The 24396-nt window shown below is 40.1% G+C and carries 20 protein-coding genes and 1 pseudogene; 7 read left to right on the forward strand and 14 right to left on the reverse strand.

Going from position 1 to position 24396, the window contains the following annotated elements:
• Positions 1–44: 44 nt before the first annotated feature.
• From groL to PALI_RS03930, 4 genes are all read left to right on the forward strand, one after another.
• On the forward strand, positions 45–1691 hold the full coding sequence (gene groL, locus PALI_RS03915) for a chaperonin GroEL (RefSeq protein WP_193154979.1): 1647 nt from the start codon (positions 45–47) through the stop codon (positions 1689–1691).
• A gap of 193 nt (positions 1692–1884) precedes the next feature.
• Complete coding sequence (gene rnk / locus PALI_RS03920; RefSeq protein WP_193154980.1) at positions 1885–2298, forward strand: nucleoside diphosphate kinase regulator; 414 nt, start codon at positions 1885–1887, stop codon at positions 2296–2298.
• Between the two features lie 399 nt (positions 2299–2697).
• Entirely contained in the window at positions 2698–3129 is a 432-nt protein-coding gene (locus PALI_RS03925; protein ID WP_193154981.1) for a VOC family protein, read from the forward strand.
• A gap of 9 nt (positions 3130–3138) precedes the next feature.
• Positions 3139–3480 (forward strand): hypothetical protein, encoded by a 342-nt coding sequence (locus tag PALI_RS03930; RefSeq protein WP_226894484.1) that lies wholly within the window; start codon positions 3139–3141, stop codon positions 3478–3480.
• A 271-nt stretch (positions 3481–3751) separates the two neighbouring features.
• Here the strand turns inward: PALI_RS03930 and PALI_RS03935 are convergent, their stop codons facing one another.
• The 7 genes and pseudogenes from PALI_RS03935 to PALI_RS03965 form a co-directional block, all read right to left on the reverse strand.
• Positions 3752–4984 (reverse strand): ATP-grasp domain-containing protein, encoded by a 1233-nt coding sequence (locus PALI_RS03935; protein ID WP_193154982.1) that lies wholly within the window; start codon positions 4982–4984, stop codon positions 3752–3754.
• A 30-nt stretch (positions 4985–5014) separates the two neighbouring features.
• Positions 5015–6349 (reverse strand): MATE family efflux transporter, encoded by a 1335-nt coding sequence (locus PALI_RS03940; protein ID WP_193154983.1) that lies wholly within the window; start codon positions 6347–6349, stop codon positions 5015–5017.
• The gene (locus PALI_RS03945) at positions 6342–7415 is read right to left on the reverse strand and encodes a pyridoxal phosphate-dependent aminotransferase (protein ID WP_077536760.1); all 1074 of its coding nucleotides are present in this window, start codon (positions 7413–7415) and stop codon (positions 6342–6344) included. Before PALI_RS03945 ends, PALI_RS03940 begins: the two co-directional genes overlap by 8 nt.
• On the reverse strand, positions 7416–7793 hold the full coding sequence (locus PALI_RS03950) for a cupin domain-containing protein (RefSeq protein WP_077536759.1): 378 nt from the start codon (positions 7791–7793) through the stop codon (positions 7416–7418).
• A 10-nt stretch (positions 7794–7803) separates the two neighbouring features.
• A complete protein-coding gene (locus PALI_RS03955; protein WP_193154984.1) occupies positions 7804–8787 on the reverse strand; it encodes a class I SAM-dependent methyltransferase in 984 nt (327 codons plus the stop codon).
• Between the two features lie 653 nt (positions 8788–9440).
• Positions 9441–10268 (reverse strand): annotated as a pseudogene (locus PALI_RS03960) (IS3 family transposase); the annotation flags it as partial.
• A gap of 6 nt (positions 10269–10274) precedes the next feature.
• Positions 10275–11432, reverse strand: coding sequence for an IS30 family transposase (locus PALI_RS03965; RefSeq protein WP_193154361.1), 1158 nt, complete (start codon positions 11430–11432; stop codon positions 10275–10277).
• Between the two features lie 529 nt (positions 11433–11961).
• On the opposite strand from PALI_RS03965, the gene PALI_RS03970 reads away from it, so the two are divergent.
• Positions 11962–12393, forward strand: a complete 432-nt coding sequence (locus tag PALI_RS03970; RefSeq protein WP_193155042.1) for a VOC family protein — start codon at positions 11962–11964, stop codon at positions 12391–12393.
• Between the two features lie 44 nt (positions 12394–12437).
• On the opposite strand, the gene PALI_RS03975 is transcribed toward PALI_RS03970, so the two are convergent.
• Positions 12438–12857 (reverse strand): hypothetical protein, encoded by a 420-nt coding sequence (locus tag PALI_RS03975; protein WP_077536753.1) that lies wholly within the window; start codon positions 12855–12857, stop codon positions 12438–12440.
• Positions 12858–13450: 593 nt separating this feature from the next.
• Here PALI_RS03975 and PALI_RS20225 point away from each other — a divergent pair.
• A complete protein-coding gene (locus PALI_RS20225; protein WP_264299765.1) occupies positions 13451–13573 on the forward strand; it encodes a hypothetical protein in 123 nt (40 codons plus the stop codon).
• Positions 13574–13919: 346 nt separating this feature from the next.
• Positions 13920–14600: a 4'-phosphopantetheinyl transferase family protein gene (locus PALI_RS03980; protein WP_077536751.1), complete on the forward strand. Its 681-nt coding sequence runs from the start codon at positions 13920–13922 to the stop codon at positions 14598–14600.
• A gap of 409 nt (positions 14601–15009) precedes the next feature.
• Here the strand turns inward: PALI_RS03980 and tnpB are convergent, their stop codons facing one another.
• From tnpB to rpoC, 6 genes are all read right to left on the reverse strand, one after another.
• The gene (tnpB, locus tag PALI_RS20320; RefSeq protein WP_193155043.1) at positions 15010–15210 is read right to left on the reverse strand and encodes an IS66 family insertion sequence element accessory protein TnpB; all 201 of its coding nucleotides are present in this window, start codon (positions 15208–15210) and stop codon (positions 15010–15012) included.
• A gap of 457 nt (positions 15211–15667) precedes the next feature.
• The gene (tuf, locus tag PALI_RS03990) at positions 15668–16852 is read right to left on the reverse strand and encodes an elongation factor Tu (protein ID WP_024589451.1); all 1185 of its coding nucleotides are present in this window, start codon (positions 16850–16852) and stop codon (positions 15668–15670) included.
• A 62-nt stretch (positions 16853–16914) separates the two neighbouring features.
• Positions 16915–19029 carry an elongation factor G gene (gene fusA, locus PALI_RS03995; RefSeq protein WP_193154985.1) on the reverse strand — a complete coding sequence of 705 codons (2115 nt, stop codon included), beginning with the start codon at positions 19027–19029 and terminating at the stop codon, positions 16915–16917.
• Positions 19030–19056: 27 nt separating this feature from the next.
• Positions 19057–19527, reverse strand: a complete 471-nt coding sequence (gene rpsG / locus PALI_RS04000) for a 30S ribosomal protein S7 (protein WP_010392135.1) — start codon at positions 19525–19527, stop codon at positions 19057–19059.
• A 96-nt stretch (positions 19528–19623) separates the two neighbouring features.
• Positions 19624–19998 (reverse strand): 30S ribosomal protein S12, encoded by a 375-nt coding sequence (rpsL, locus tag PALI_RS04005; RefSeq protein ID WP_008165517.1) that lies wholly within the window; start codon positions 19996–19998, stop codon positions 19624–19626.
• Positions 19999–20191: 193 nt separating this feature from the next.
• Entirely contained in the window at positions 20192–24367 is a 4176-nt protein-coding gene (gene rpoC, locus PALI_RS04010) for a DNA-directed RNA polymerase subunit beta' (RefSeq protein ID WP_077536748.1), read from the reverse strand.
• Between the last annotated feature and the right edge of the window lie 29 nt (positions 24368–24396).

A 24396-nucleotide genomic window follows, 5' to 3' on the forward strand; every position in this document is an offset into this window, starting at 1 on the left:
ACTTTTCGTTTATAAACATTTAAGAATTTAGAGGAATTTAAAACATGGCAGCAAAAGAAGTACTTTTTGCAGGTGACGCACGCGCTAAAATGCTAACTGGCGTAAACATCCTAGCAAACGCAGTAAAAGTTACATTAGGTCCTAAAGGCCGTAACGTTGTACTAGACAAATCGTTTGGCTCTCCAGTTATCACTAAAGATGGTGTATCTGTAGCAAAAGAAATCGAACTTGAAGACAAGTTTGAAAACATGGGCGCACAAATGGTTAAAGAAGTTGCATCTAAAGCAAATGATGCAGCAGGCGATGGTACAACTACCGCTACAGTACTTGCACAGTCTATTGTTAACGAAGGCCTTAAAGCGGTTGCAGCGGGCATGAACCCAATGGACCTTAAGCGCGGCATCGACAAAGCAGTTATTGCTGCTGTTGCAGAGCTTAAAGCGTTATCTGTTCCTTGTTCTGATACTAAAGCCATTGCACAAGTAGGTACTATTTCAGCTAACTCTGATAAAGAGATTGGCGATATCATTGCACAAGCAATGGAAAAAGTAGGCCGTAACAGTGGTGTTATTACTGTAGAAGAAGGTCAATCACTTGAAAACGAACTAGATGTTGTTGAAGGCATGCAGTTTGACCGTGGTTACTTATCTCCTTACTTTATCAACAGCCCAGAAAAAGGCACTGTTGAACTAGATAACCCATTTATTCTACTTGTAGATAAAAAAATATCTAACATCCGCGAATTATTACCAACATTAGAAGCAGTTGCTAAAGCAAGCAAACCACTACTAATTATCGCAGAAGACCTTGAAGGCGAAGCACTAGCTACATTAGTAGTTAATAACATGCGCGGTATTGTTAAAGTATCAGCTGTTAAAGCACCTGGTTTTGGCGACCGTCGTAAAGCAATGCTACAAGATATCGCTGTATTAACTGGCGGTACTGTAATTTCTGAAGAAATCGGCTTAGAGCTTGAAAAAGCAACAGTTGAAGACCTAGGTACAGCTAAGCGCGTAATTATTACTAAAGATGATACAACAATCATTGATGGCGCTGGTGAAGAAGCGGGTATTAGCGGTCGTGTTTCACAAATTAAAGCACAAATCGAAGAAGCAACATCAGACTACGATAAAGAGAAACTACAAGAGCGCATGGCTAAATTAGCTGGCGGTGTTGCAGTAATCAAAGTAGGTGCTGCTACTGAAATGGAAATGAAAGAGAAAAAAGACCGTGTTGAAGATGCATTAAATGCAACTCGTGCAGCGGTTGAAGAAGGCGTAGTACCTGGCGGCGGCGTTGCACTTGTACGTGCAGCTAGCAAGCTGGTAGATTTAGTTGGCGACAACGAAGATCAAAACCACGGTATTAAAGTTGCACTTCGTGCGATGGAAGCGCCACTTCGTCAAATCGTAACTAACGCTGGCGAAGAAGCATCTGTTGTAATTAACGCAGTTAAAGGCGGCGACGGTAACTTTGGTTACAACGCAGCAACTGGCGAATACAACGACATGATTGAAATGGGTATCCTAGATCCAACTAAAGTAACACGCTCTGCATTACAATTTGCAGGGTCTATTGCGGGTCTAATGATCACTACTGAAGCAATGGTAGCTGAAATCCCAAAAGATGAAGCTAGTGGCGCTGATATGGGTGGCATGGGCGGAATGGGTGGTATGGGCGGAATGATGTAATCATCCCCTAAACACCTAGCTCAAATAAAAACCCAGCTTCGGCTGGGTTTTTAGCTATTGGGCACAAATAAAGTAAAAGCCACAGGTGTGGCTAATTAATAAAATGACTTCGCGTATCCCTTTGCTTCTTAAATGCATGCCAAGCCATACTCAGAGTTAATTTTATTTATTAAAAATTATTAAGGATATTAAGATGAATAAAAAACCTGAACTAATCATCTCATCACTCGATGCAGATAGATTGTATGACTTAATGGAATCACTACCTACAGGTAGCTTTGCTAATAAAGAAGAATTGGAAGCTGAACTGGCACGAGCAACAATAGTCGAACCTAAAAATATGCCATCGTCAGTCGTAACGATGAACTCAACTGTAAACTTTATTGTTGAGTCTTCTAAAGAAGAATTTACGTTAACCTTGGTGTATCCAAAGAACAGTGACTCTAGCGGCGATAAAATATCGATATTATCACCTGTGGGTAGCGCATTACTTGGGCTAAACCAAGGCGATGAAATTGAGTGGCCTAAACCGAGTGGCGGCTTAATAAAGGTAAAAATAAAAGAAGTAACCTATCAACCAGAACGTGCTGGTGAATTACACAGATAAACACTTTATGCACTTAGCGCTAAAACTCGACTTAAAGTAAACCCAGCCTCGGCTGGGTTTTGCTTTTTATTATAAAGCAGATTGATACTGTTTAATTTATACCTATAACTAAGTTACATACTGCGGGCATATACCCTGCGTAATCGCTTACTAAACAACCTGAACTCTGGATAATAAATCTATCTCAAGCAGCTATTTTCAGCGCTCACTGCGTTGAATTTACTTGCAATAGGCCAGCTATTGACGCGTAAGTTCGTCTTGTTTTCACTGAAAATTTCTGGCTAGAGAAAATAAATTTAAATATCACTATAATTCAATACGTTGGTAAATCTCTTAACCAGAGTTCAGGTTAAATATGATAAAAAGCACATTTATTTAATAGTACGGAGTAAACCAAATATGGCTAACGTTCAACAGCATATAAGCAGTATTGCATTAGTTGTTAAGGACTACGACGAGGCAATTGAGTTTTATACCCAAAAGCTCAACTTTGAGTTAGTCGAGGATACTGATTTAGGAGAGGGTAAACGCTGGGTGTTAATTTCACCTCCTAACTCGAACGGGGCTTGTTCAAATGGGACTAATTCGAGCAGGACTAATTTACTGCTTGCTAAAGCCACAACACCTGAACAGATTAGCGCTATTGGTAATCAAACGGGTGGTCGCGTGTTTTTATTTTTGCATACCAATGACTTTTGGAGAGATTATAATTTAATGCTTTCTAAAGGCGTTACATTTAACGAAGAGCCTAGAGTAGAACCCTATGGCACCGTAGTGGTTTTTGAAGACCTATATGGTACAAAATGGGATTTATTACAGCTTAATAATTAGTGAGATAAAGTGCTGTTAAATATAAAAGCAAAATCTTTATTAAGCGCAGGAGTTATTGCATCTGCAGCCGCTGTATGGCATTTACTTTGTATATGGGGTGGCACTCGTTGGTTTATATTTGCTCGCGCCCCAATACAAATAATAGAATCATCACAGCAAGGTACATTCCTTGCGCCTTTAGGTAGTATTGCAATAGCTGGACTAATGTTTGCCTGTACTGTATTTGCCTTATCAGCAATTGGCTTAGTGCGTAACATAGTACTTACTAGAACCGCTTTAATTGCTATTGCAACCTTGTGTATCATACGAAGCTTAATAATTATCCCTGCATTAATACGTGGAATATTATAGCGAGCAGTGTTTGGCTTTATGTAGGTGTACGCTTTTTAATGGGTGGATTACCGGAGGTTTGGCTCCTCGGGTTCGGTGTGTATGAAAGGAGACATTTAAAACATCTAGATTTAAGGATAAAAGCAGCATAAAGAAGATTCCATTTATAATCAAAAACCATCATGGTTTTCATTCACTTTGATATGGTTTTTTATACGGTTAAACTTTATTTAGAATGAATTTTTACCCTTGATTTAATACTAACTTCTTTGGTGTAGCATGCTTAAAAAAATCACATACTCGACTTCCACTGTACCGTCGAATTAAACCAATCCATAGTTTTTTCAATGGTGTTTTTGACTTCTTCCGTGCTAGCCCCAGTAATAGCAATTTCGGCTAATACACACCGCTCGTCATCAAAATAATCGCCGTTGCTGGCGAATACATTAAAGTTTTTCACCTGTTCAAAAGGACATTTTCTCGGCAAGTGATCAACATAAGTATTACTGACTTTATTTGGAATGATGATCCAACCGCAAAATTGCTCTGGTTCAACAATCACATGATCAAGTATCTGGGGTTCTTTTTGACCAATAGACGCTTTAAAAGCAATTTCTTTTATGTTGATACCAAACACATTTTCAATGGCTGTCATCACCGGACCACCTCCAGCACGGGCAGCGATTTCACATAACTTTAATGAACCATCACTACAGTGAAACACCTCGGCATGAAAAGCAAAGTTTTCAGGCGAGGGCAATACATCAATACAATCGCTGACATAACGATTGAGTGACTCAAGCAATGGGTCGTTTGATGCCAACATGCAACTGGCAATATGCTCGCCGTCAGGGAATCCGCTACAATTGGTCACATACAGTGAAGGCCAAATAAAGCGGATCTCACCGTCGATCACCAAACCATCAATATGGTACATTGGACCATCAATAAATTCTTCGACCATTAAATTAATTAAGTCTTCTGACGATCGTTTCAAACCTACTTTAAGCCTTTGATATAAATCCTGTTCATCCCTTAACACCGAAATTCCTCTTGAGCTTTTTGATGCCCTAGGCTTAATCAATACTGGGTATTGGTTGGTATTAATGAAATTGGTCAAATCCAAAGTATTGTCGATCACAGAAAACGCTGGAACATCAATATTATTATCACGTAACAGGGTTTTCATTAGCCCTTTATCGCGATAAGCCATAGTAGACGCTAAAGACGCACCAGGTAAACCCCATTGCTTGCGTAAATAAGCCGCAGGTAAAAGGTCAAACTCGCGAATGCCGATTACATAATCAAATTTAACATTACTATTGAGCTTTTCGGCAAAATAATAAATCAAATCATCATTATCAGCACTATCAATACCAACAATATGCTTATAGCTGCTTGCAGCATCCGGGGTAATATTTTTGAGCGAATATTCAGTGGTGATCATGTAACAATTGTGCTGTGCCAACCATTGTGAAACAGGGTTTGCTGACAACGATTCGAAGTTAATAATGAGTATGTTCATTAGATAATCCTTTAATAATTAATTCAGAGGCTATTTGGCGATGTCAGCCTGTTTTGTGCTATCAAAAAACCATTTTTCACCTTGCCACATCAGGGCTATCAATAGTGCCTCGATGGCTCTATAAGCTAAAAAGCAAAACCAAAGTACGTCAATGTGCTGATTTTTCACGATACAAAGGTAATAAACCCCAGGGATAAACAATAGCCATTGTAAAGCGATAGTTACCCTAGCAATTCGACGATTATAACCTGCTCCAAACATCGCAAATTTCAAAATTTGTGCAAAAGCTTCAAAAAAGATAAAAATAACAGTGAGTTGAAATAATCCAAGCACTTTCTCAACCAAAGCCGAATCTTTTAAAAATAATGTCAGCACTTGCTGTGGTATCAATAATATCAATAATTGCAGTGCACATAAGGTTAAACCGACTGCCAGAGCTGTATTGCCCCATTTTTTTGCCTCACCGTTTTGCTTTGCACCTAACGAATAACTGACAAATGTTGCAGACGCCAGACCTAATCCAATCAACGGCATCACACTAAACAGCATCAAATTGTTCAGCACCGTAACAATAGCCAGTGATTGAGCACCGATTTGACTGGCAATGATAAACATGACAGCAAATCCTGCGGAGAAAAAAAGTTGTTGAAAACCGGCATAAAATGACAACTTAGCGATCTCTTTGAAATGAACTGTGATCGATACCCGCTTAAAAAAACGATACTGTTTATCGACTAAAAAACCACAAGCCAAAAATAACAAAACGCCAATATAAAACGATATGGCAGTGCCCAATCCAGCTCCTTTGATGCCAAAACCAAGCGACACCAAACTGTAGCTGATCAAAATATTTGCCGTATAAATAGACAAAATGACCATCAAGCTGAATCGATTTTTTCCGATGCCAGCAAAATAACCCCGAAAGGCCCTAACCACGCCTATAGCAGGTGCAGCCAACACCAGGGCTTGAAGATATTCGATACTGTTACTGGCCAACAGCGGATCATCGATCAACAAATAGATAAACCAAGGGATAAAAAATAAGCTGCACGTAATGACTGAACCAACTACAATGGCAACAAGCAAAGCGCCATGCAATGCATTCACTGTACTTTGCGGTTTTCCTTCGCCGATTTTTTTGCCAACAACAGACTGCACGCTGATCATAATGCCGGTAACACCGCTGGTGAGCACTGCAAATATAAAGCCACACAAACCAACAGCCGCAATCGCAGTCACGCCAATATTGCCCACAATGAGCATGTCGACGATGCTGATCAAACTTTGCGACATCATCAACAACATATGCGGTATAGCGGTAACTAAAATTTGCTTAAAGCGTAAATTAAAGGTGGCATTACTCACAGGTTTGAAGTAGTTCTTCGTCTTTAGCCTCAACGGGCACAATGCTGAGCAAATTTAACAAATTGTGTAAATCTTGCTGGCTGCAAATCGATGCTCGGATCCAGCCAGATAAACCAAAAGCCGTGCAGTCGCGAACCTGAGTGCCCAAATGATTCGCCCTAGCCATCAATTGCTCGGTGCCATGGTGCGGTTTAAAGCACATGAAATTGGTAGATGAAGGCACAAATTCGATGTTGTTTTGGCTCAGTTGAGCCGTCAACTGTGCCATCAAACCATTCACTTCTTGCACTGTTTTCTCTAGCGTGCCCAATGATAATACTTCACCAGCCAAACGTTGGGCAAATCGGTTCACCCTAAAAGGCAAAGCCAACGCCGACTGTGCGACTAGGTCGATTAATGCTTTAGGTCCCATGGCAAAACCCACCCGCAATCCGGCCAAACCATAAGCTTTAGAAAACGTTCTAAGCACTATCGCATTGGCACCGTTGGCTATTTTTTGCAAAACCGAGTGTTTTTGTTCATCAGCAAATTGAATGTACGCTTCATCAATGATCGGAATAATGTTGTTTTGGTTCATCACCTCAATAAACTGCTCTACCTCATTGATCCTCATCAGCGAACCTGTTGGGTTATGAGGATTACATAAAAATGCTACCGCCACATCATCATTGATACCATCTTTAAAGCGCTCTAGGTTACATTTTAAATTCACCAAAGGCACTTTAATGTTTTTGCCGCCCACCACTATGGTTGAAGTTTCATAACCAGGAAAAGTTTGCTCAGCAATTAAACTCGACTTCCCACCTTTTAAAAAGGTTAGACACATCAATAACACTATTTCGTCGACACCGTTACCCAGTATTAGCATGTCTTTTGGCACATGATAAAACTCTGCCAAGGTGTTGATTAATTCAGCATTGCTTGGATCGGGGTAGGTACTGATTTTTTTAAACTCGTCCAAAAATAACGAATCTAAAACTTGCAATTTATCACTGTTGGTTTCGTTTAGATGCAAACGATTTTGCACATGATTATCGCTGGCGTTAAAGGTGGTTAATTTAGTCATTTACTGGCTTCCTTCTTTACCGTACAAAATACCAAAGCAAAAACTGCCACTACTGGCTTTTTTGGTGATAAATTGATGCTCTTTACCTGCTGGCACATGTATGACACTTGGTGAAACATAAGTTTTCACCTCCCCGTCAATGGTTACATCAATGATCGCATCAGCGGGTTTGGCCGAGATTAAAAAATAAATCTCATCAACCTCATGACAATGAGGGCTGGCCACAGGCACATCAACCAATTGAGAAATATCGCCACCGGCCAGCTCAAAGGGCATACCACCAAACATCTCTTGGCAAAGAAAAAACGGCACCGAGCGAGTATGGCCCTCAACCTCTTTGAATATTGGTAAATCACTATAAAACTGATGATTACTCATAATATTGCCCCTATTTTAAAACGTATAAATAGGTATTTGGCACATTAAGATATTTCACCTTAGTGATTTCAAACCCGGCCTCAACAAAGTACTGCTCATAGTCTTCTTTGTTGAACAATTTAATGTTCATAAAATGATGCACATACTCAAAACCATAACTGAAAATCGGTGTATCGGCGTCAAGCTGCTGCTCATCTGACAAAAAGGTGTCAGCGATGAAAAAAGTGTTTGCATTTGGGAAGGTAGTCCGCAGCTTACGCAATACTTTGACTGGGTCTTGGGCGTTAAACAAATCGTGCATCATCATAAAAGACATTACTGTATCGACTTGGTCAAATTTTTCGCCCAGTGCAGGGTCATCAATAGCGTCTAATACGTTTTGATTGTGCACCGTGATGCGCTGTTGCATATCATTGTTTAAAATGTTTTCGTTGGCTTCAACAATCGCTTTACTGCTAATGTCGATACCAATACCATTAACACCGTCAAAAACCTTACAGACATTAATCAATGCACCTGCATTACCACTGCCTAAATCAACAATGTTTTTGATATCTTGTTGGTCAAATTCAGCGACCACCGTATCCCACATAAAAGCACGATTGGCTTGGCGCGAACCCAGTGCCACATCACCACCGTCGACCATTGAGTAAAAAGATTCGCCATTGTCTGGATTTATCGAAGTAAAGTTTTTGATGAAATCACCATAACCGCCCACAGCCCAAGTAAAAAAGCCTACGTTTTTTTTTAAATCTTTACCCAATGTCGTTAACGATAACTTTTCATGCTGATCTTGCTCAAAAAGTCCAAACTTAAGGCTATAGTCAATTAAGGATTTAAACAGGCTTGATTTTTGTTCGTTATTTTTATTATCCGTGAGGGTTTTTATGTCAATTTTTTCGGCATCGTTGAAAAGATCAAAGATTCCACTTTTCCCGAGATGGTAACATAAGTGTGATCCGATATAACCGTTGAAAATACTTGAAGCTTGCATAACTATCCTTAGTTAATTGAAATATATTGTTTTGCCAATTTTGGATATCCGTCCCCTGTTATTGATTCTGTAATTCAAATAATCAGTTAAAAGCTTTTATAAAAAACTTCTATTTATCTTTAATCGTTCGAAAATGTTTATATCTATTATAGGGATTAGACAATTATCTTTTGATATAAAAACATATCCCTAGCTAATTAACAACATTTAATCTAGTACGTTAGAGTAATGAATCTAAATACTTAAATTTTGCTCAAGGCAAGCAAGAGGGGGGAGGAAATTACCTTAGAGTATCTATTCTAATCCTAACTATCTTTGACGTTAATAGAGATGAGAGTAACAGCAGTTAATAACGCCCTTAAAACAAAAAGTTAGCAACTAACATTAACGTATTGATGCCTACTTTTAACGATAAGCTGTAATTCGAGTGGCTAGTTTTCTTAAGATATTCATTATGGCTAGGGCGTGTTGATCTTTGTGGATTGAAATTTGTTCAATCTAGGGGCGATTAAATCGCGGCGCGAGGTTTGTAATCGAGTGGGCTAAGTAAAAACCGAGCAACAAAGAGTTAATTGCCCCTAGGTAGAACCCTTTGGGCAGCGTATGTTTGGCATTTATGCTGCTGTAAATTCAACCACCAAAGATCAACAGCTCCTAGCATTATTGTAATATCCATTTATGTAATCACTCACGCTATATTTAGCGTCTATAAAATTTCCATATCCAACCTTTGGCATCCATTCTGTCTTAAAACTTCTAAAAAATCGCTCCATTGGCGCATTATCCCAACAATTTCCACGTCTACTCATACTTTGTGTGATTTTATAGCGCCATAAACGTTGGCGATATTTTAAACTTGTATAATGACTACCTTGGTCAGAGTGAAACATCAGTCCTGTCGGTTTTCCTCTGCTTTCATACGCGAGTTCAAGCGCTTTTAGCGTTAAATTAGTATCTGGTGATAACGACATTGCCCAGCCAACCACTTTGCGTGCAAATAAATCAATAACGACGGCTAAATAAGCCCAGCGATTGCCCGTCCAAATATACGTCACATCACCGCACCACACGGTATCAGGCTCAACAACATCAAACTGTCTATCAAGCAGGTTTGGGATTTCAAGGTGTTCATTACCACCACGTTTATATGAATGTTGAGGTACTTGGCAGCTTTCGAGCTTTAATTTAACCATTAGCTTAGCTGCACGATAACGGCTCAATTCAAAATCATTGTTCGTTGCTATCGCTGCGATTGTCCGTGCCCCTGCTGAACCACCACTCATCGCATGTATTGCTTTTACTTCAGCCTCTAACCTTACTTGCTCAGGTGTCGGCGTTGTATCCCGTATGGCCCAGTACTTATAGCTGCTGCGATGCACATTGAATACACTACATAGCACACTAATTGGATAACGCTCTCGTTGATTCAATTTCTCAATTAATGAGAATTGTTCAGGGAGTCGGACATCAAGAGAGCGGTGGTGATATCAAGTGGTCAGTGCAACATGGTTTTTAATCATATCATTAGGAGTTAAATAGTTTAATATTCTTCTTGGTCGATTATTTAGTTTATTAGCGATTTTATCTAAATAACGTTGGTCAAAGCCATGTAGGCTTGTCTTTTTGGGAAAGTACTGCCTTAATAGGCGATTTGTATTTTCATTTGTTCCCCTTTGCCACGGACTACTCGGGTCACAAAAGTAAACATCTGTATTCGTATTTTTAGTAAATCTTTTATGGTCTGCTAATTCCATTCCCCGATCCCACGTTAGTGTGTTTTTAAGTGCCTTTGGTAAACCATTAAATTTCAGAATAAGTGCATTTACTACATTTTTAGTATCCTTACCATTAACTTGTACCAAAGCTGTATACCGTGTTTTTCGATCAACCAATGTTGCTATATGTGAGTTGCTACTTCCTGATATTAAATCGCCCTCCCAGTGACCTAGAGTTTCTCGTGTTTCAATTTCATGAGGCCTTTCATGAATTGTTTTAGCATCAATAATACCTTTATAAATTCCCTTATTTGTTGAGCGTTTACCATGCCTCAACTTACGTTTTGAGCGAAGATAGCTAAGGACTGCTTTTTCGAAAATATAGCGTGATGGGATAAATAACGTTTTATAAATAGTCTCATGTGAGATATGCATTTCAGATGATGCTGGGTGTTTTATTTTTAACCAGCCAGAAATTTGCTCTGGTGACCAGTCATCTAGTAGCTTAGATTCAACCAAATCGCTAAGTGGATTACCTTTTTGCAATTTACATTGCTTTGGCCTTAATGCTCGCTCTAGCGCATTTTTATCAGCCGTAACTGCACGGTATTTGGCAATACCACCATTGCGTTTGATTTCACGGCTTACTGTTGACGCTGCCTTTTCTACATTACGAGCTATTGCCCTGATAGATAAGCCTGAAGCTAAACCTCTTGATATATCTTCTCGCTCTTCTAAAGAAAGAAACGATAATCGACGTTTTCGTTGCACTGGCGATATTCCACCTTTTAATTTAAGTACACCGAATATAGAACCAGCATGCCTATCAAGCGTCAAGCCTATTTCGCTAAGCGTTTTACCTTCACGCCATAAGAACCATGCTTTCAGCTTTTCAATATCACTTAAACCACGTTTTGATAAGTCAGTCATAACAACCTAATTAATAATCAATTATAAGGTGTTGCATTGACCTATTGAATTCACCACGCTCTCTTGATGTCCGACTCCCTGAACAATTCCTCTTCTTGCGTATAACCTTGGTCGACTACAAGCTGAGCTGTTTCTAATTTGATTGCCGCTGAATACGTTGCGCGTTTTAATTTCGTCATTTTTTCACCCAAATTTGTATGCTTATTAGCATAACATTTCTTTCTTAATGGGTGGCCAAAATCACTGTACCACTACAGGCTAAACCAAGGCGATGAAATTGAGTGGTCTAAACCGAGTGGTGGCTTAATAAAGGTGAAAATAAAAGAAGTAACCTATCAACCTGAACGTGCTGGTGAATTACACAGATAAACACTTTATGCACTTAGTACTAAAAATCGATTTAAAGTAGATTGATACTGTTTAATTTATACCCATAACTAAGTTACATACTGCGGGCATATACCCTACGTGATCGTTTACGAAATATGATAAAAAGCACATTTATTTAATAGTACGGAGTGAGCTAAACATAACTAGCGTTCAACAGCATATCGGCAGCATTGCATTAGTTGTTAAGGACTATGACGAGGCAATTAAGTTTTATACTCAAAAGCTTAACTTTGAGTTAGTAGAGGATACTAACTTAGGAGGAGGTAAACGCTGGGTGTTAATTTCACCTCCAAATTCAAACGGGGCTAATTCAAACGCTGCCAGTTCTAAAGGAGCTAATTTACTACTTGCTAAAGCCACAACACCCGAACAAATTAGCGCTATTGGCAATCAAACGGGTGGTCGTGTGTTTCTATTTTTGCACACCAATGACTTTTGGCGGGATTATAATTTAATGCTTTCTAAAGACGTTATATTTAAGGAAGAGCCTAGAGTAGAACCCTATGGCACCGTAGTGGTTTTTGAAGACTTATATGGTACAAAATGGGATTTACTACAATTGAATAAATAAAACACCGCCGTATTATAAAATGTAATACGGCGTTAAGCTTTTTCTTATTTTTCTGAGCCAGATAAAGGGCTTTGACCGTCCGCCCAGTAATATGCATTAGCTGTTGCACACCAATTTACATCAGCCCATGTGTAGTCTTTATAGTAAATTTTGTCTACACAACCTTCAACATTACGCTCTCCACGCCCAACATCAACAATGCAGGTACTACCGTTACAACTGTTAGCTCGAGGAATTGCACCAAACGCTGAAATATTCCAAGTCACACTTTGTATAGGCTTACTTGCATTAACCTTAAACACAACCGCGCCTTGTCTATGATTAGATAGAGGTCCACCGCCAAAGCACTGATTTTCGCTATATTGGTCATAAGCTTGAGTATCAACATAACAAGACACTGTATCCGCCATTGCTGCACCGCTAAACATTGAGGCACCAAGTAAAATCGAATATATTTTTTTCATTAAGAATATCCTTTTATAATTATAAGAAACCGTTTCTTTTTTAAAATCTTAACTACGTAAACGGTTAAAAGCCTAACTAGGGTCAAATTTAAAAATGCTAATTAAAATATAAATCAGACCCTATTAAACTCTTAATGCTTTAAGTATATAAACTATCCTATACGTATCGTTACTTTAAAAAACAAAATATCGACAAAAATCACCCGAAAAATATACACTTAAGCAACAAAAAAAACAACCCAATATCATTTATCACTTAAATTTCAAATAAAAAGCTTATTGACTAAGTATTTTATCGCTTTGCTAAATATCGAATATAAGCCGCTACAAAGCATTCAATCATGGCGATTATTGCCTTGTCAGTAATCACTTGGCATTTACTTTGTATATCGAGCGACCCTAATTAATTTATGCTTTTTAATGGATGTAATAACGTTTTATAATTTAAAGCAGAATATTGATAATTGAGTGACGCTTAAACTCACGTCCCTTAATTAGAAGCAGATCACTGGTTCATGATTCAGGTGTAAACGTAGTATATTTAGATTTAACAGATTACCTAAAGCCATGATGAAAAATTGATTGAGCATTTCATGGAGCTAAGTAACTCAGAAAAAATTAAGTTAAAAGATGTAATCTATGACGATAACAATGTTCTGAATTATTTTATGGGAAACCATGTTGAACTAGTTGATGAACACTACCAATTAATGTGATCTAGTACGTGTATTAGTTTAGATTTAAAAGCATCTACTCTAATTCCAGCTCGTTAAGCATTCTATGAATATATATTCACTCTTATTCATAAAATTAGTACTGATTATAGAAATTCGATATAAGTGCTTCAAGTTACATAATTAGAGGGCTACAGGAAAATTCAGTTGAATCGCCCTGTAGCTTTTTCATTTATTGGCTTTCACTTAACCGACCAGCATTACGCATATGCTTGGTCTTTCGACGTCAAAACTTTAGTACCTTAAAGCTGATATTGTATTTTAAATTGCATGTTTGACCTTATAAACTAGACCTGAAACGCTTAGCCGCTCAATATTGGAGTAAAAAATGCAAATTCTAGAAAATTTTAATTTCACCTCTCAATTACTAGTACCCTTTTATTGTATAAACTTTTCTGAGCAATATTTTACCCCCAATAGTTTTCAATATTACGGACAACCTTTTCCTGAACAATTAAATAAGGCAGTAATAAAAAGAAAAGCTGAATATTTAGCTGGTCGAATTTGTGCCACAAGAGCCCTTGATAAATTGGGGTTTAAACATCAGATTATCGGCACGTCAAAAAGTAGAGCGCCTTTATGGCCTGTAAAAGCAATAGGATCAATTTCACATACGACAGATCTTGCTATAGCGATAGTTATGCATGCAAACCAAGCCAAAGGAATCGGTATAGATATTGAAAAGAAGATGCCTGATGAGCTTGAGGATAATCTTAATAATCAAATATTAAGAGAGGATGAAACCTTGGTATTTCAGCGACTAGGTAAACAACTCTCCTCTCCACTGAGCATTATATTTTCAGCAAAAGAGAGTATTTATAAAGCGCTATACGCAAGTGTTGGTGAATTCTTCGGCTTTAAATGTGCCAAATTATTAGATTTTAATCAAAATATGTTAACATTTCAGATTATGGATACTCTAAGTAGCGCCGTCCCTGCGGGCACAAAGCTCAACGTCTATTACCAAGTGACCTCAGAGTATATTGTTACGGAGTGCTTATTTTGTTAGTTTTTTATCACTTAGGCTCAACTATAGCGATGTTGTGTTATTCGTTTCTAGGTAATCTGGTGCCAATTCATAAAATTAATTAGCTTTCCCTATGCAGATAGGATCGCAAGACCATTGAGTAATTGGATGAAAGCTCTACTTAATTTCGTTGAGTTAATAATCGTACCTATGCCAAGGCGTGGAAAGCGATTACACGAGCCACTAGTGGGCTGTATGCATACTTAAACAGATACTGAAGAATTAAAACCCCATCTAAACTGTAATACCAATTACGTTAAGAAAGAAAGGTTATGCTAGCTGCATACAAATTTGGTGGAAAAAGTGGCGAAATTTAAACCTGCAACGCATTCCGTTGCAATCATTATAACGCCGGTTTAGTGCTAAATTAACCTAAAATAGTGCGAAGACTCTAAAACTGTAGCCAAATTTTATTGACCACATTTTCGATTCGTTTGAAGCCTGTTTTATTCCAATACAGCAATTTGAGTTTATCTTTCGCTTTGTTGCAAAATAAAAATAATGCCCTAATGTAGGTATCACGTTTCTGCACACCCTCAATGAGTACTAAAAGTCCACTAATGGGTTTTTGAAAGTCGACGTGTTTCGTGATTTTTGTGCTAACAAAACGCCTTGATAACGCACTTTGTTAGCAACACTCAGTTCGCTAGCGTATTGCTTCGCCACAGCTCAGAGCTACATGTTTTTCCCATGGTCATTTCCTAATTAAAATTCGAAAATAGCTTAGTAGTTTCGACGAGTTATAGGCTGGTGTACTCTGCTAGACACTTACCATTAAATTACTCAAAGGTTTACGCCGATTGGTATTATAATAAGGATTATTGAGAGATAAAAATTAAGCAAAGACTTTATTTTAGGCATTAAAAAACCCGAGACTAAGCTCGGTTTTTTTGCCAATAATTAGCTAAGCTAATAATTACGCTACGATAATTGCTACAAAGCACCTACGCCTAAGGTAAGAGCGCCACCTTCATATGACACTTTTCTTCAGGCATTAAAAAAGGCCACCTAAGTGACCTTTTTCTAATAATTAACTTTAAGGTTAATTATTACGCTACGATAGTTGCTACAACACCAGCACCTACAGTACGGCCACCTTCACGGATAGCAAAACGAAGACCTTCATCCATCGCGATTGGCGCGATTAGAGTTACAGTCATCTTGATGTTATCACCAGGCATTACCATTTCTACGCCATCTGGTAACTGTACGTCACCTGTTACGTCAGTTGTACGGAAGTAGAACTGTGGACGGTAACCTTTGAAGAATGGAGTATGACGACCACCTTCATCTTTCGAAAGTACGTATACTTCTGAAGTGAATGTAGTATGTGGGTTGATTGAACCAGGCTTAGCTAGTACTTGACCACGTTCAACGTCTTCACGTTTAGTACCACGTAGAAGTGCACCGATGTTTTCGCCAGCACGACCTTCGTCAAGAAGCTTACGGAACATTTCAACACCAGTACAAGTAGAACGAGTTGTATCATTGATACCAACAATTTCTACTTCGTCATTGATGCGGATGATACCAGCTTCAACACGACCAGTTACAACAGTACCACGACCCTGGATTGAGAAAACGTCTTCGATAGGCATGATGAAAGGCTTATCGATGTCACGCTCTGGCTCTGGGATGTAAGTATCAAGTGCGTTTGCAAGCTCAACAATCTTATCTTCCCACTCTTTCTCGCCTTCTAACGCTTTAAGCGCAGAACCAGCGATTAGAGGTAAGTCATCACCTGGGAAATCGTATTCTGAAAGAAGTTCACGAACTTCCATTTCTACTAGTTCAAGTAGCTCTTCGTCATCAACCATGTCACATTTGTTCATGAACACGATGATGTAAGGAACGCCAACCTGACGAGAAAGAAGGATGTGCTCACGCGTTTGTGGCATAGGGCCATCAGTCGCAGCAACTACTAAGATCGCGCCGTCCATTTGAGCAGCACCAGTGATCATGTTTTTAACATAATCGGCGTGACCAGGACAATCTACGTGCGCGTAGTGGCGTGAAGGAGTATCGTATTCAACGTGAGACGTTGAAATAGTGATACCACGTTCACGCTCTTCTGGAGCGTTATCGATTGATGCGAAATCTTTAGCAACACCGCCGTATACTTTTGCAAGTACGTTAGTGATTGCTGCAGTTAGTGTAGTTTTACCGTGGTCAACGTGGCCAATTGTACCAACGTTTACGTGCGGTTTTACGCGTTCAAACTTTTCTTTTGCCATCTTAAAAAATTCCTAATAAAGAAATTAAAGCCTGACTCACTATTGAGCCAGACAAGCTAAAATTATATAACAGCGCGAGCTGAAATTATTGTATCTGCAACGTTTTTAGAGGCTTCAGCGTACTTCACAAACTCCATAGAGTATGAGGCACGGCCCTGTGTTGCAGATCGTAAAGCAGTCGCATAACCAAACATTTCAGAAAGAGGAACCTGCGCATTAATTTGCTTAAGTCCACCTAATGCATCTTCCATGCCTTCGATTATGCCGCGACGACGGTTTAGGTCGCCAACTACATCACCCATATTTGAATCAGGCGTAAGTACTTCAACCTTCATTACTGGTTCTAAAAGTACAGGTTTCGCTTGTAGCGCCCCGTCTCTCATTGCCAGTGAACCCGCTATTTTAAATGCCATTTCATTCGAGTCTACATCATGGAATGAACCATCATATAGAGTCGCTTTAACGCCAAGTAATGGGTAGCCTGCCAGTACACCTTGAGACATTTGCTCTTGGATACCTTTGTCTACCGCAGGGACGAACTCTTTAGGAACAGACCCACCAACGGTTTCGTTAACGAACTCGTAAATTGGTGACTCATCATCCGTAATATCCATCGGTTCAAGTTTAATCCAAACGTGCCCATATTGGCCACGACCACCTGACTGACGTATAAACTTCCCTTCAACTTTAACAGTTGAACGAATAGCTTCTCGGTATGAGACCTGCGGCTTACCAACGTTACATTCAACACTGAATTCACGTTTCATACGGTCGACGATGATATCTAGGTGAAGTTCACCCATGCCAGAGATTATAACCTGGCCTGATTCTTCATCAGTTTGTACGCGAAAAGAAGGGTCTTCAGCTGCTAGTTTACCTAGCGCGATACCCATCTTGTCTTGGTCAGCTATAGTGCGAGGCTCAACCGCAATAGAGATTACTGGTTCTGGGAATTCCATACGCTCAAGCGTAATAATAGAATTCGGATCACACAGTGTTTCACCTGTTGTTACGTCTTTAAGACCAATAGCTGCCGCGATGTCGCCTGCGAAAACTTCTTTGATCTCTTCACGAGAGTTTGAATGCATCTGTACGATACGGCCAAGTCGCTCACGCTTACTTTTTACTGGATTATATACCGTGTCACCCTGTTTAACAGTACCAGAGTAAACACGGAAAAAGGTCAAGGTGCCAACAAACGGGTCTGTTGCAATCTTAAAAGCGAGTGCAGCAAACGGCGCTTTATCATTAGCCGGACGTTCTTCCTCAGTACCATTTTCTAAGATACCTTGGATTTGTTTCACTTGTTCTGGCGACGGCATATATTCAACAACGCCATCAAGCACAGCTTGAACGCCTTTGTTTTTAAATGCGCTACCACAAGTAACTGGAACAATCTCATTAGCTAATGTGCGTTGACGCAAAGCATTTTTAATTTCTGCTTCGCTTAACTCTTCACCTTCTAAGTATTTATCCATCAGTTCTTCTGAAGCTTCAGCAGCGCTTTCAACTAAATGAGAGCGCCATTCTTCAGCCAATTCCAGAAGTTCTGCCGGTATTGCCTCATAAGAAAAAGTCATACCCTGGTCCGTTTCGTTCCAGTTAATCATTTTCATTTTTATAAGGTCAATAACACCTTTAAAGTCGTCCTCAGCGCCTACAGGCAACTGAATTGGAACAGGCGTTGCTCCAAGACGAGATTTCACCTGGCTAACCACTGCTAAGAAGTCAGCGCCCGTGCGATCCATTTTATTTACGAAGATCATTCTCGGAACTTCGTATTTGTTCGCTTGACGCCAAACTGTCTCAGTTTGCGGCTGTACACCAGATGAAGCACAAAGAACAACTACCGCACCATCTAGTACGCGTAAAGAACGCTCTACTTCGATAGTGAAATCTACGTGTCCTGGAGTATCAATAATATTGATACGATGGGCGTCAAATTGAGCGTCCATCCCTTTCCAAAAACACGTTGTTGCAGCAGAAGTGATTGTGATACCACGCTCTTGTTCCTGCTCCATCCAATCCATAGTTGCAGCGCCATCATGTACTTCACCGATCTTATGAGAAAGACCCGTGTAGAACAGAACACGTTCTGTTGTGGTGGTTTTGCCTGCATCTACGTGAGCAACAATACCTATATTACGATAGCGCTCAAGTGGAGTTGTACGTGCCATATGATCCTCTTAAAGGTTAAAGACAGATTACCAACGGTAATGAGCGAATGCTTTATTCGCTTCAGCCATACGGTGAACGTCTTCACGTTTCTTAACCGCAGTGCCTTTGTTGTCAGCAGCATCAACGATTTCTTGAGCTAAACGTAAGCCCATAGATTTTTCGCCACGCTTACGTGCAGCGTCTACTAACCAACGCATACCTAATGCGTTACGACGAACTGGACGTACTTCAACTGGTACTTGATAAGTTGAACCACCAACACGGCGAGATTTAACCTCTACCTGTGGGCGGATGTTATCAAGTGCAGTTTCAAAGATTTCTAGGTGCGACTTGCCTGATTTCTCAGCAGCCACGTCTAGCGCACCATAAACAATTTTTTCAGCAGTAGATTTCTTGCCGTCTAACATCACGATGTTAACGAATTTAGCAAGAAGTTCCGATCCGAACTTAGGATCTGGAAGAATTTTACGTTGACCGATTACGCGTCTTCTAGGCATTTTGTATCTCCGGTTTATTCAGGTTTGCTCTTTCGAGTCAATCACCCAAAACAATAATTATAAATATTTAGTGCTTGGCCTTACTAACGGAAAACATTAGCCTTTAGGGCGTTTAGTACCGTATTTAGAACGAGCTTGACGACGGTCGCTAACGCCTGCACAGTCAAGTGCACCACGAACAGTGTGAAAACGCACACCTGGTAAATCTTTAACACGACCACCACGGATTAGGATTACACTATGCTCTTGAAGGTTATGACCTTCACCACCAATGTATGAAGTTACTTCGAAACCGTTAGTTAAACGTACACGAGCTACTTTACGTAACGCCGAGTTTGGTTTCTTAGGTGTAGTTGTATATACGCGAGTACATACACCGCGCTTTTGCGGACACGCTTTAAGTGCAGCTGAGTTACTTTTCGTAACCTTACTACGGCGTGGCTTACGCACTAGCTGGTTAATAGTTGCCATTTAAATAGCTCCTGAAATTAAAATTACTACTGAAAAAAGAAAAAATCCGCCCTTTATTTACAAGCCTGCATTGAGCACACAAGTAAATGGGTGGCGGAATTTTAATGAGCAAAGTTTAACCTGTCAACCTAAACTGATAGTAAGACAGTATATAACTGCCTTACTATTTCTTAATCTATTGATTAAGAACAGTTTATTGATTTCCAGACAAATCAGCATTTAGAGCATCTGTAAGTGCTTGAGTTGCCTCTTCTGCACTTACTGTTTGCTCTTCTACGACTACTTTGCTTTGTTTACGGCGAGCCATACGTTCTTGATGATACGCAAAACCGGTACCGGCTGGGATCAATCGACCCACAATTACGTTTTCTTTCAGACCGCGAAGCTCATCGCTCTTACCATTCACTGCCGCATCTGTAAGAACACGTGTTGTCTCTTGGAAAGACGCTGCAGAGATGAAAGATTCTGTTGCTAGTGATGCTTTTGTGATACCCATTAATTGGATTTCATACTTAGCTGGGATCTTACCTTGTTTTTCAAGGTCACGGTTTGCGATATTTACGCGCGCCACTTCGATTTGTTCACCAGCTAGGAAGTCAGTATCACCACCGTGTATAATGGTACATTTGCGTAACATTTGACGGATAATTGTTTCAATGTGCTTGTCATTGATCTTAACGCCTTGCAAACGGTAAACCTCTTGCACTTCGTTAACGATGTAGTTAGCAACATGAGTCACACCACGTAAGCGTAAGATGTCATGCGGTGATTCAGGACCATCGGCGATAACTTCACCTTTAGACACTTGCTCACCTTCAAACACGTTAAGTTGACGCCACTTATGGATCATCTCTTCGTAATGATCACCTTCTGGTGGAGTAATAACTAAACGCTTCTTACCTTTAGTCTCTTTACCGAAGCTAATTGTACCAGTAACCTCAGCTAAAATAGCTGGATCTTTTGGCTTACGCGCTTCAAATAAGTCGGCTACGCGTGGTAGACCACCCGTGATATCACGAGTTTTCGAACCTTCTTGCGGGATACGTGCTAACACGTCACCTGGGTTTGCTGTAACGCCATCAATTACTTCAATCGTTGTGAATGAAGGAAGACGTGTTTCTTGCAAGCCGCGCTCTTCACTTTCGATGATAAGCTTAGGTTCTTTTGTATTAACTTTAGCAAGATCTTTAACAACTACACGGGTTAAACCAGTCAGTTCATCAGTCTGTGCTTCAGTATTTGAGTCATCAATATCGCTGAACGATACTTTTGATTTATGCTCAAGAACGATTGGGTGACTATGCGGGTCCCAAGTAGCAACAATGTCGTTACCTTGAACTTCTGCATTATCTTTAACTGTTAATACCGCACCGTAAGGTACTTTATAACGCTCTTTCTCACGGCCATGACTATCGATGATAGTAATTTCCGTTGAACGTGAAGTAATAACAATCTTATCGTCTGTATTTAATACATATTTAGAGTTATGCAGTTTTAACGTACCGTTAGTTTTAACTTGTACATTATTTTCTGCAGACGCTCTAGATGCCGCACCACCGATGTGGAAAGTACGCATCGTAAGCTGTGTACCTGGCTCACCGATTGATTGTGCCGCGATAACACCTACTGATTCACCTGCGTTGATGATATGACCACGTGCTAGGTCACGACCATAACAGTTAGCACAAACACCAAAGTCATTATCACAAGTGATAACAGAGCGTACGCGAACTTCATCTACTGAGTGCTCTTCTAAAAGGTCACACAGTTTTTCGTCAAGCATGATATTACGTTCAACAAGTACAGTGTTTGTACCTGGAATTACAATATCTTCAGCAACAACACGACCTAGTACACGCTCACGAAGTGCTTCTACAACATCACCACCTTCAATAAGCGGTTTCATTGTTAAGCCATCTTCTGTGCCACAGTCATCTTCGTTGATTACCAAATCTTGTGCAACGTCTACTAGACGACGCGTTAGGTAACCCGAGTTCGCTGTTTTAAGTGCTGTATCGGCAAGACCTTTACGCGCACCATGCGTTGAGATGAAGTACTGAAGTACGTTTAGACCTTCACGGAAGTTAGCTGTGATTGGCGTCTCGATGATGGAACCATCTGGACGTGCCATTAGACCACGCATACCTGCCAGCTGACGGATCTGAGCGGCACTACCACGAGCACCCGAGTCGGCCATCATAAACACTGAGTTAAATGACGGTTGCTCTACTTCTTCACCTTGTGCGTTGATAACCGTGTCTTTCGACAAATTGGCCATCATTTCACGTGATAAGTTTTCATTTACACGTGACCAGATATCGATAACTTTATTGTACTTTTCACCAGCCGTTACAAGACCTGATTGGAATTGTTGGTTGATTTCAGTCACTTCAGCTTCTGCTGATTCAATGATTTGTGCTTTAACCGGTGGGATAACTAAATCATCGATACCGATAGAAACACCTGACTTCATTGCATAATGGAAACCTGTGTACATAACTTGGTCAGCAAAGATAACAGTATCTTTAAGACCTAGACGACGGTAACACTCATTTAACAAGCCAGAAATCTGCTTTTTACCTAGTGGCTGGTTGATTGACGCAAACGGCATACCAGTTGGTAAAATTAGAGACAAAATTGCACGGCCAACAGTTGTATCGATAACAGTAATAGTATCTTCTACTACACCATCTTCGTTTTTAACTGATTGGCTAATACGTACTTTCACGATTGCATGAAGGTCTGCATTACCACTACGGTATGCTTTTTCTGCTTCTTTTGGATCTTTAAATATCGCGCCTTCGCCTTTAGCATTAATGCGGTCACGAGTCATGTAATAAAGACCCAATACAACATCCTGTGAAGGAACGATGATTGGCTCACCATTCGCAGGAGATAGAATGTTGTTTGTTGACATCATCAATGCACGAGCTTCAAGCTGCGCTTCGATTGTTAACGGTACGTGTACCGCCATTTGGTCACCATCGAAATCGGCGTTGTAAGCCGCACATACTAATGGGTGCAAATGAATCGCTTTACCTTCGATAAGCACAGGCTCAAACGCTTGGATACCCAAACGGTGAAGTGTTGGTGCACGGTTAAGTAATACTGGATGTTCACGAATTACTTCGTCAAGTACATCCCATACTTCCGGAACTTCACGTTCAACCATTTTCTTAGCTGCTTTGATTGTCGTAGCCATGCCGCGACGCTCTAGTTTGCCATAGATGAATGGTTTGAATAGCTCAAGTGCCATCTTCTTAGGAAGACCACATTGGTGAAGCTTAAGTGTAGGACCTACTGTAATTACAGAACGGCCTGAATAATCTACACGCTTACCAAGTAAGTTCTGACGGAAACGACCTTGTTTACCCTTGATCATATCAGCAAGAGATTTAAGAGGACGCTTGTTAGAACCTGTAATTGCACGACCACGACGACCGTTATCAAGTAGCGCATCTACCGCTTCTTGCAACATACGTTTTTCGTTACGTACAATAATGTCCGGTGCTGCTAAATCTAGTAGACGCTTAAGACGGTTATTACGGTTAATAACACGACGGTAAAGGTCATTTAGATCAGATGTCGCAAAACGACCACCGTCTAGTGGTACTAATGGACGTAGATCAGGTGGCAATACTGGAAGTACTGTCATGATCATCCACTCAGGATTATTACCTGATTGGTGGAACGATTCCATTAACTTAAGACGTTTAGTGATTTTTTTACGCTTAGTTTCAGAGTTAATTGTTGGTAACTCTTCACGCATCTCAGCAATTAATTGAGCAAGATCGAGTTCACGAAGCAAGTCTAAAACTGCTTCAGCACCCATCTTCGCTTCAAACTCATCACCGTGTTCTTCTAGTGCATCTAAGTACTCTTCTTCACCTAATAACTGACCACGCTCAAGCGTTGTCATACCAGGCTCAGTTACTACGAATGATTCGAAGTAAAGAACACGTTCAATATCACGAAGCGTCATATCTAGCATTAAGCCGATACGTGACGGTAATGATTTTAAAAACCATATATGTGCAACTGGGCTCGCAAGGTCAATATGACCCATACGATCGCGTCGCACTTTAGTGAGTGTTACTTCAACGCCACACTTTTCACAGATCACACCACGGTGTTTAAGGCGTTTATATTTACCACATAAACACTCATAATCTTTCACTGGGCCGAAAATACGGGCACAGAATAAGCCATCGCGCTCAGGCTTGAAAGTACGGTAGTTAATAGTCTCAGGTTTCTTTACTTCACCGTATGACCATGAACGAACCATGTCTGGTGAAGCAAGACCAATGCGAATTGCATCGAATTCTTCGGTCTTATTTTGTTGCTTCAGAAACTTAAGTAAGTCTTTCACCTTAGCTCTCCTGTCGGAGTTAATCTTGA

The organism is Pseudoalteromonas aliena SW19 (assembly GCF_014905615.1).
GTDB lineage: Bacteria > Pseudomonadota > Gammaproteobacteria > Enterobacterales > Alteromonadaceae > Pseudoalteromonas > Pseudoalteromonas aliena.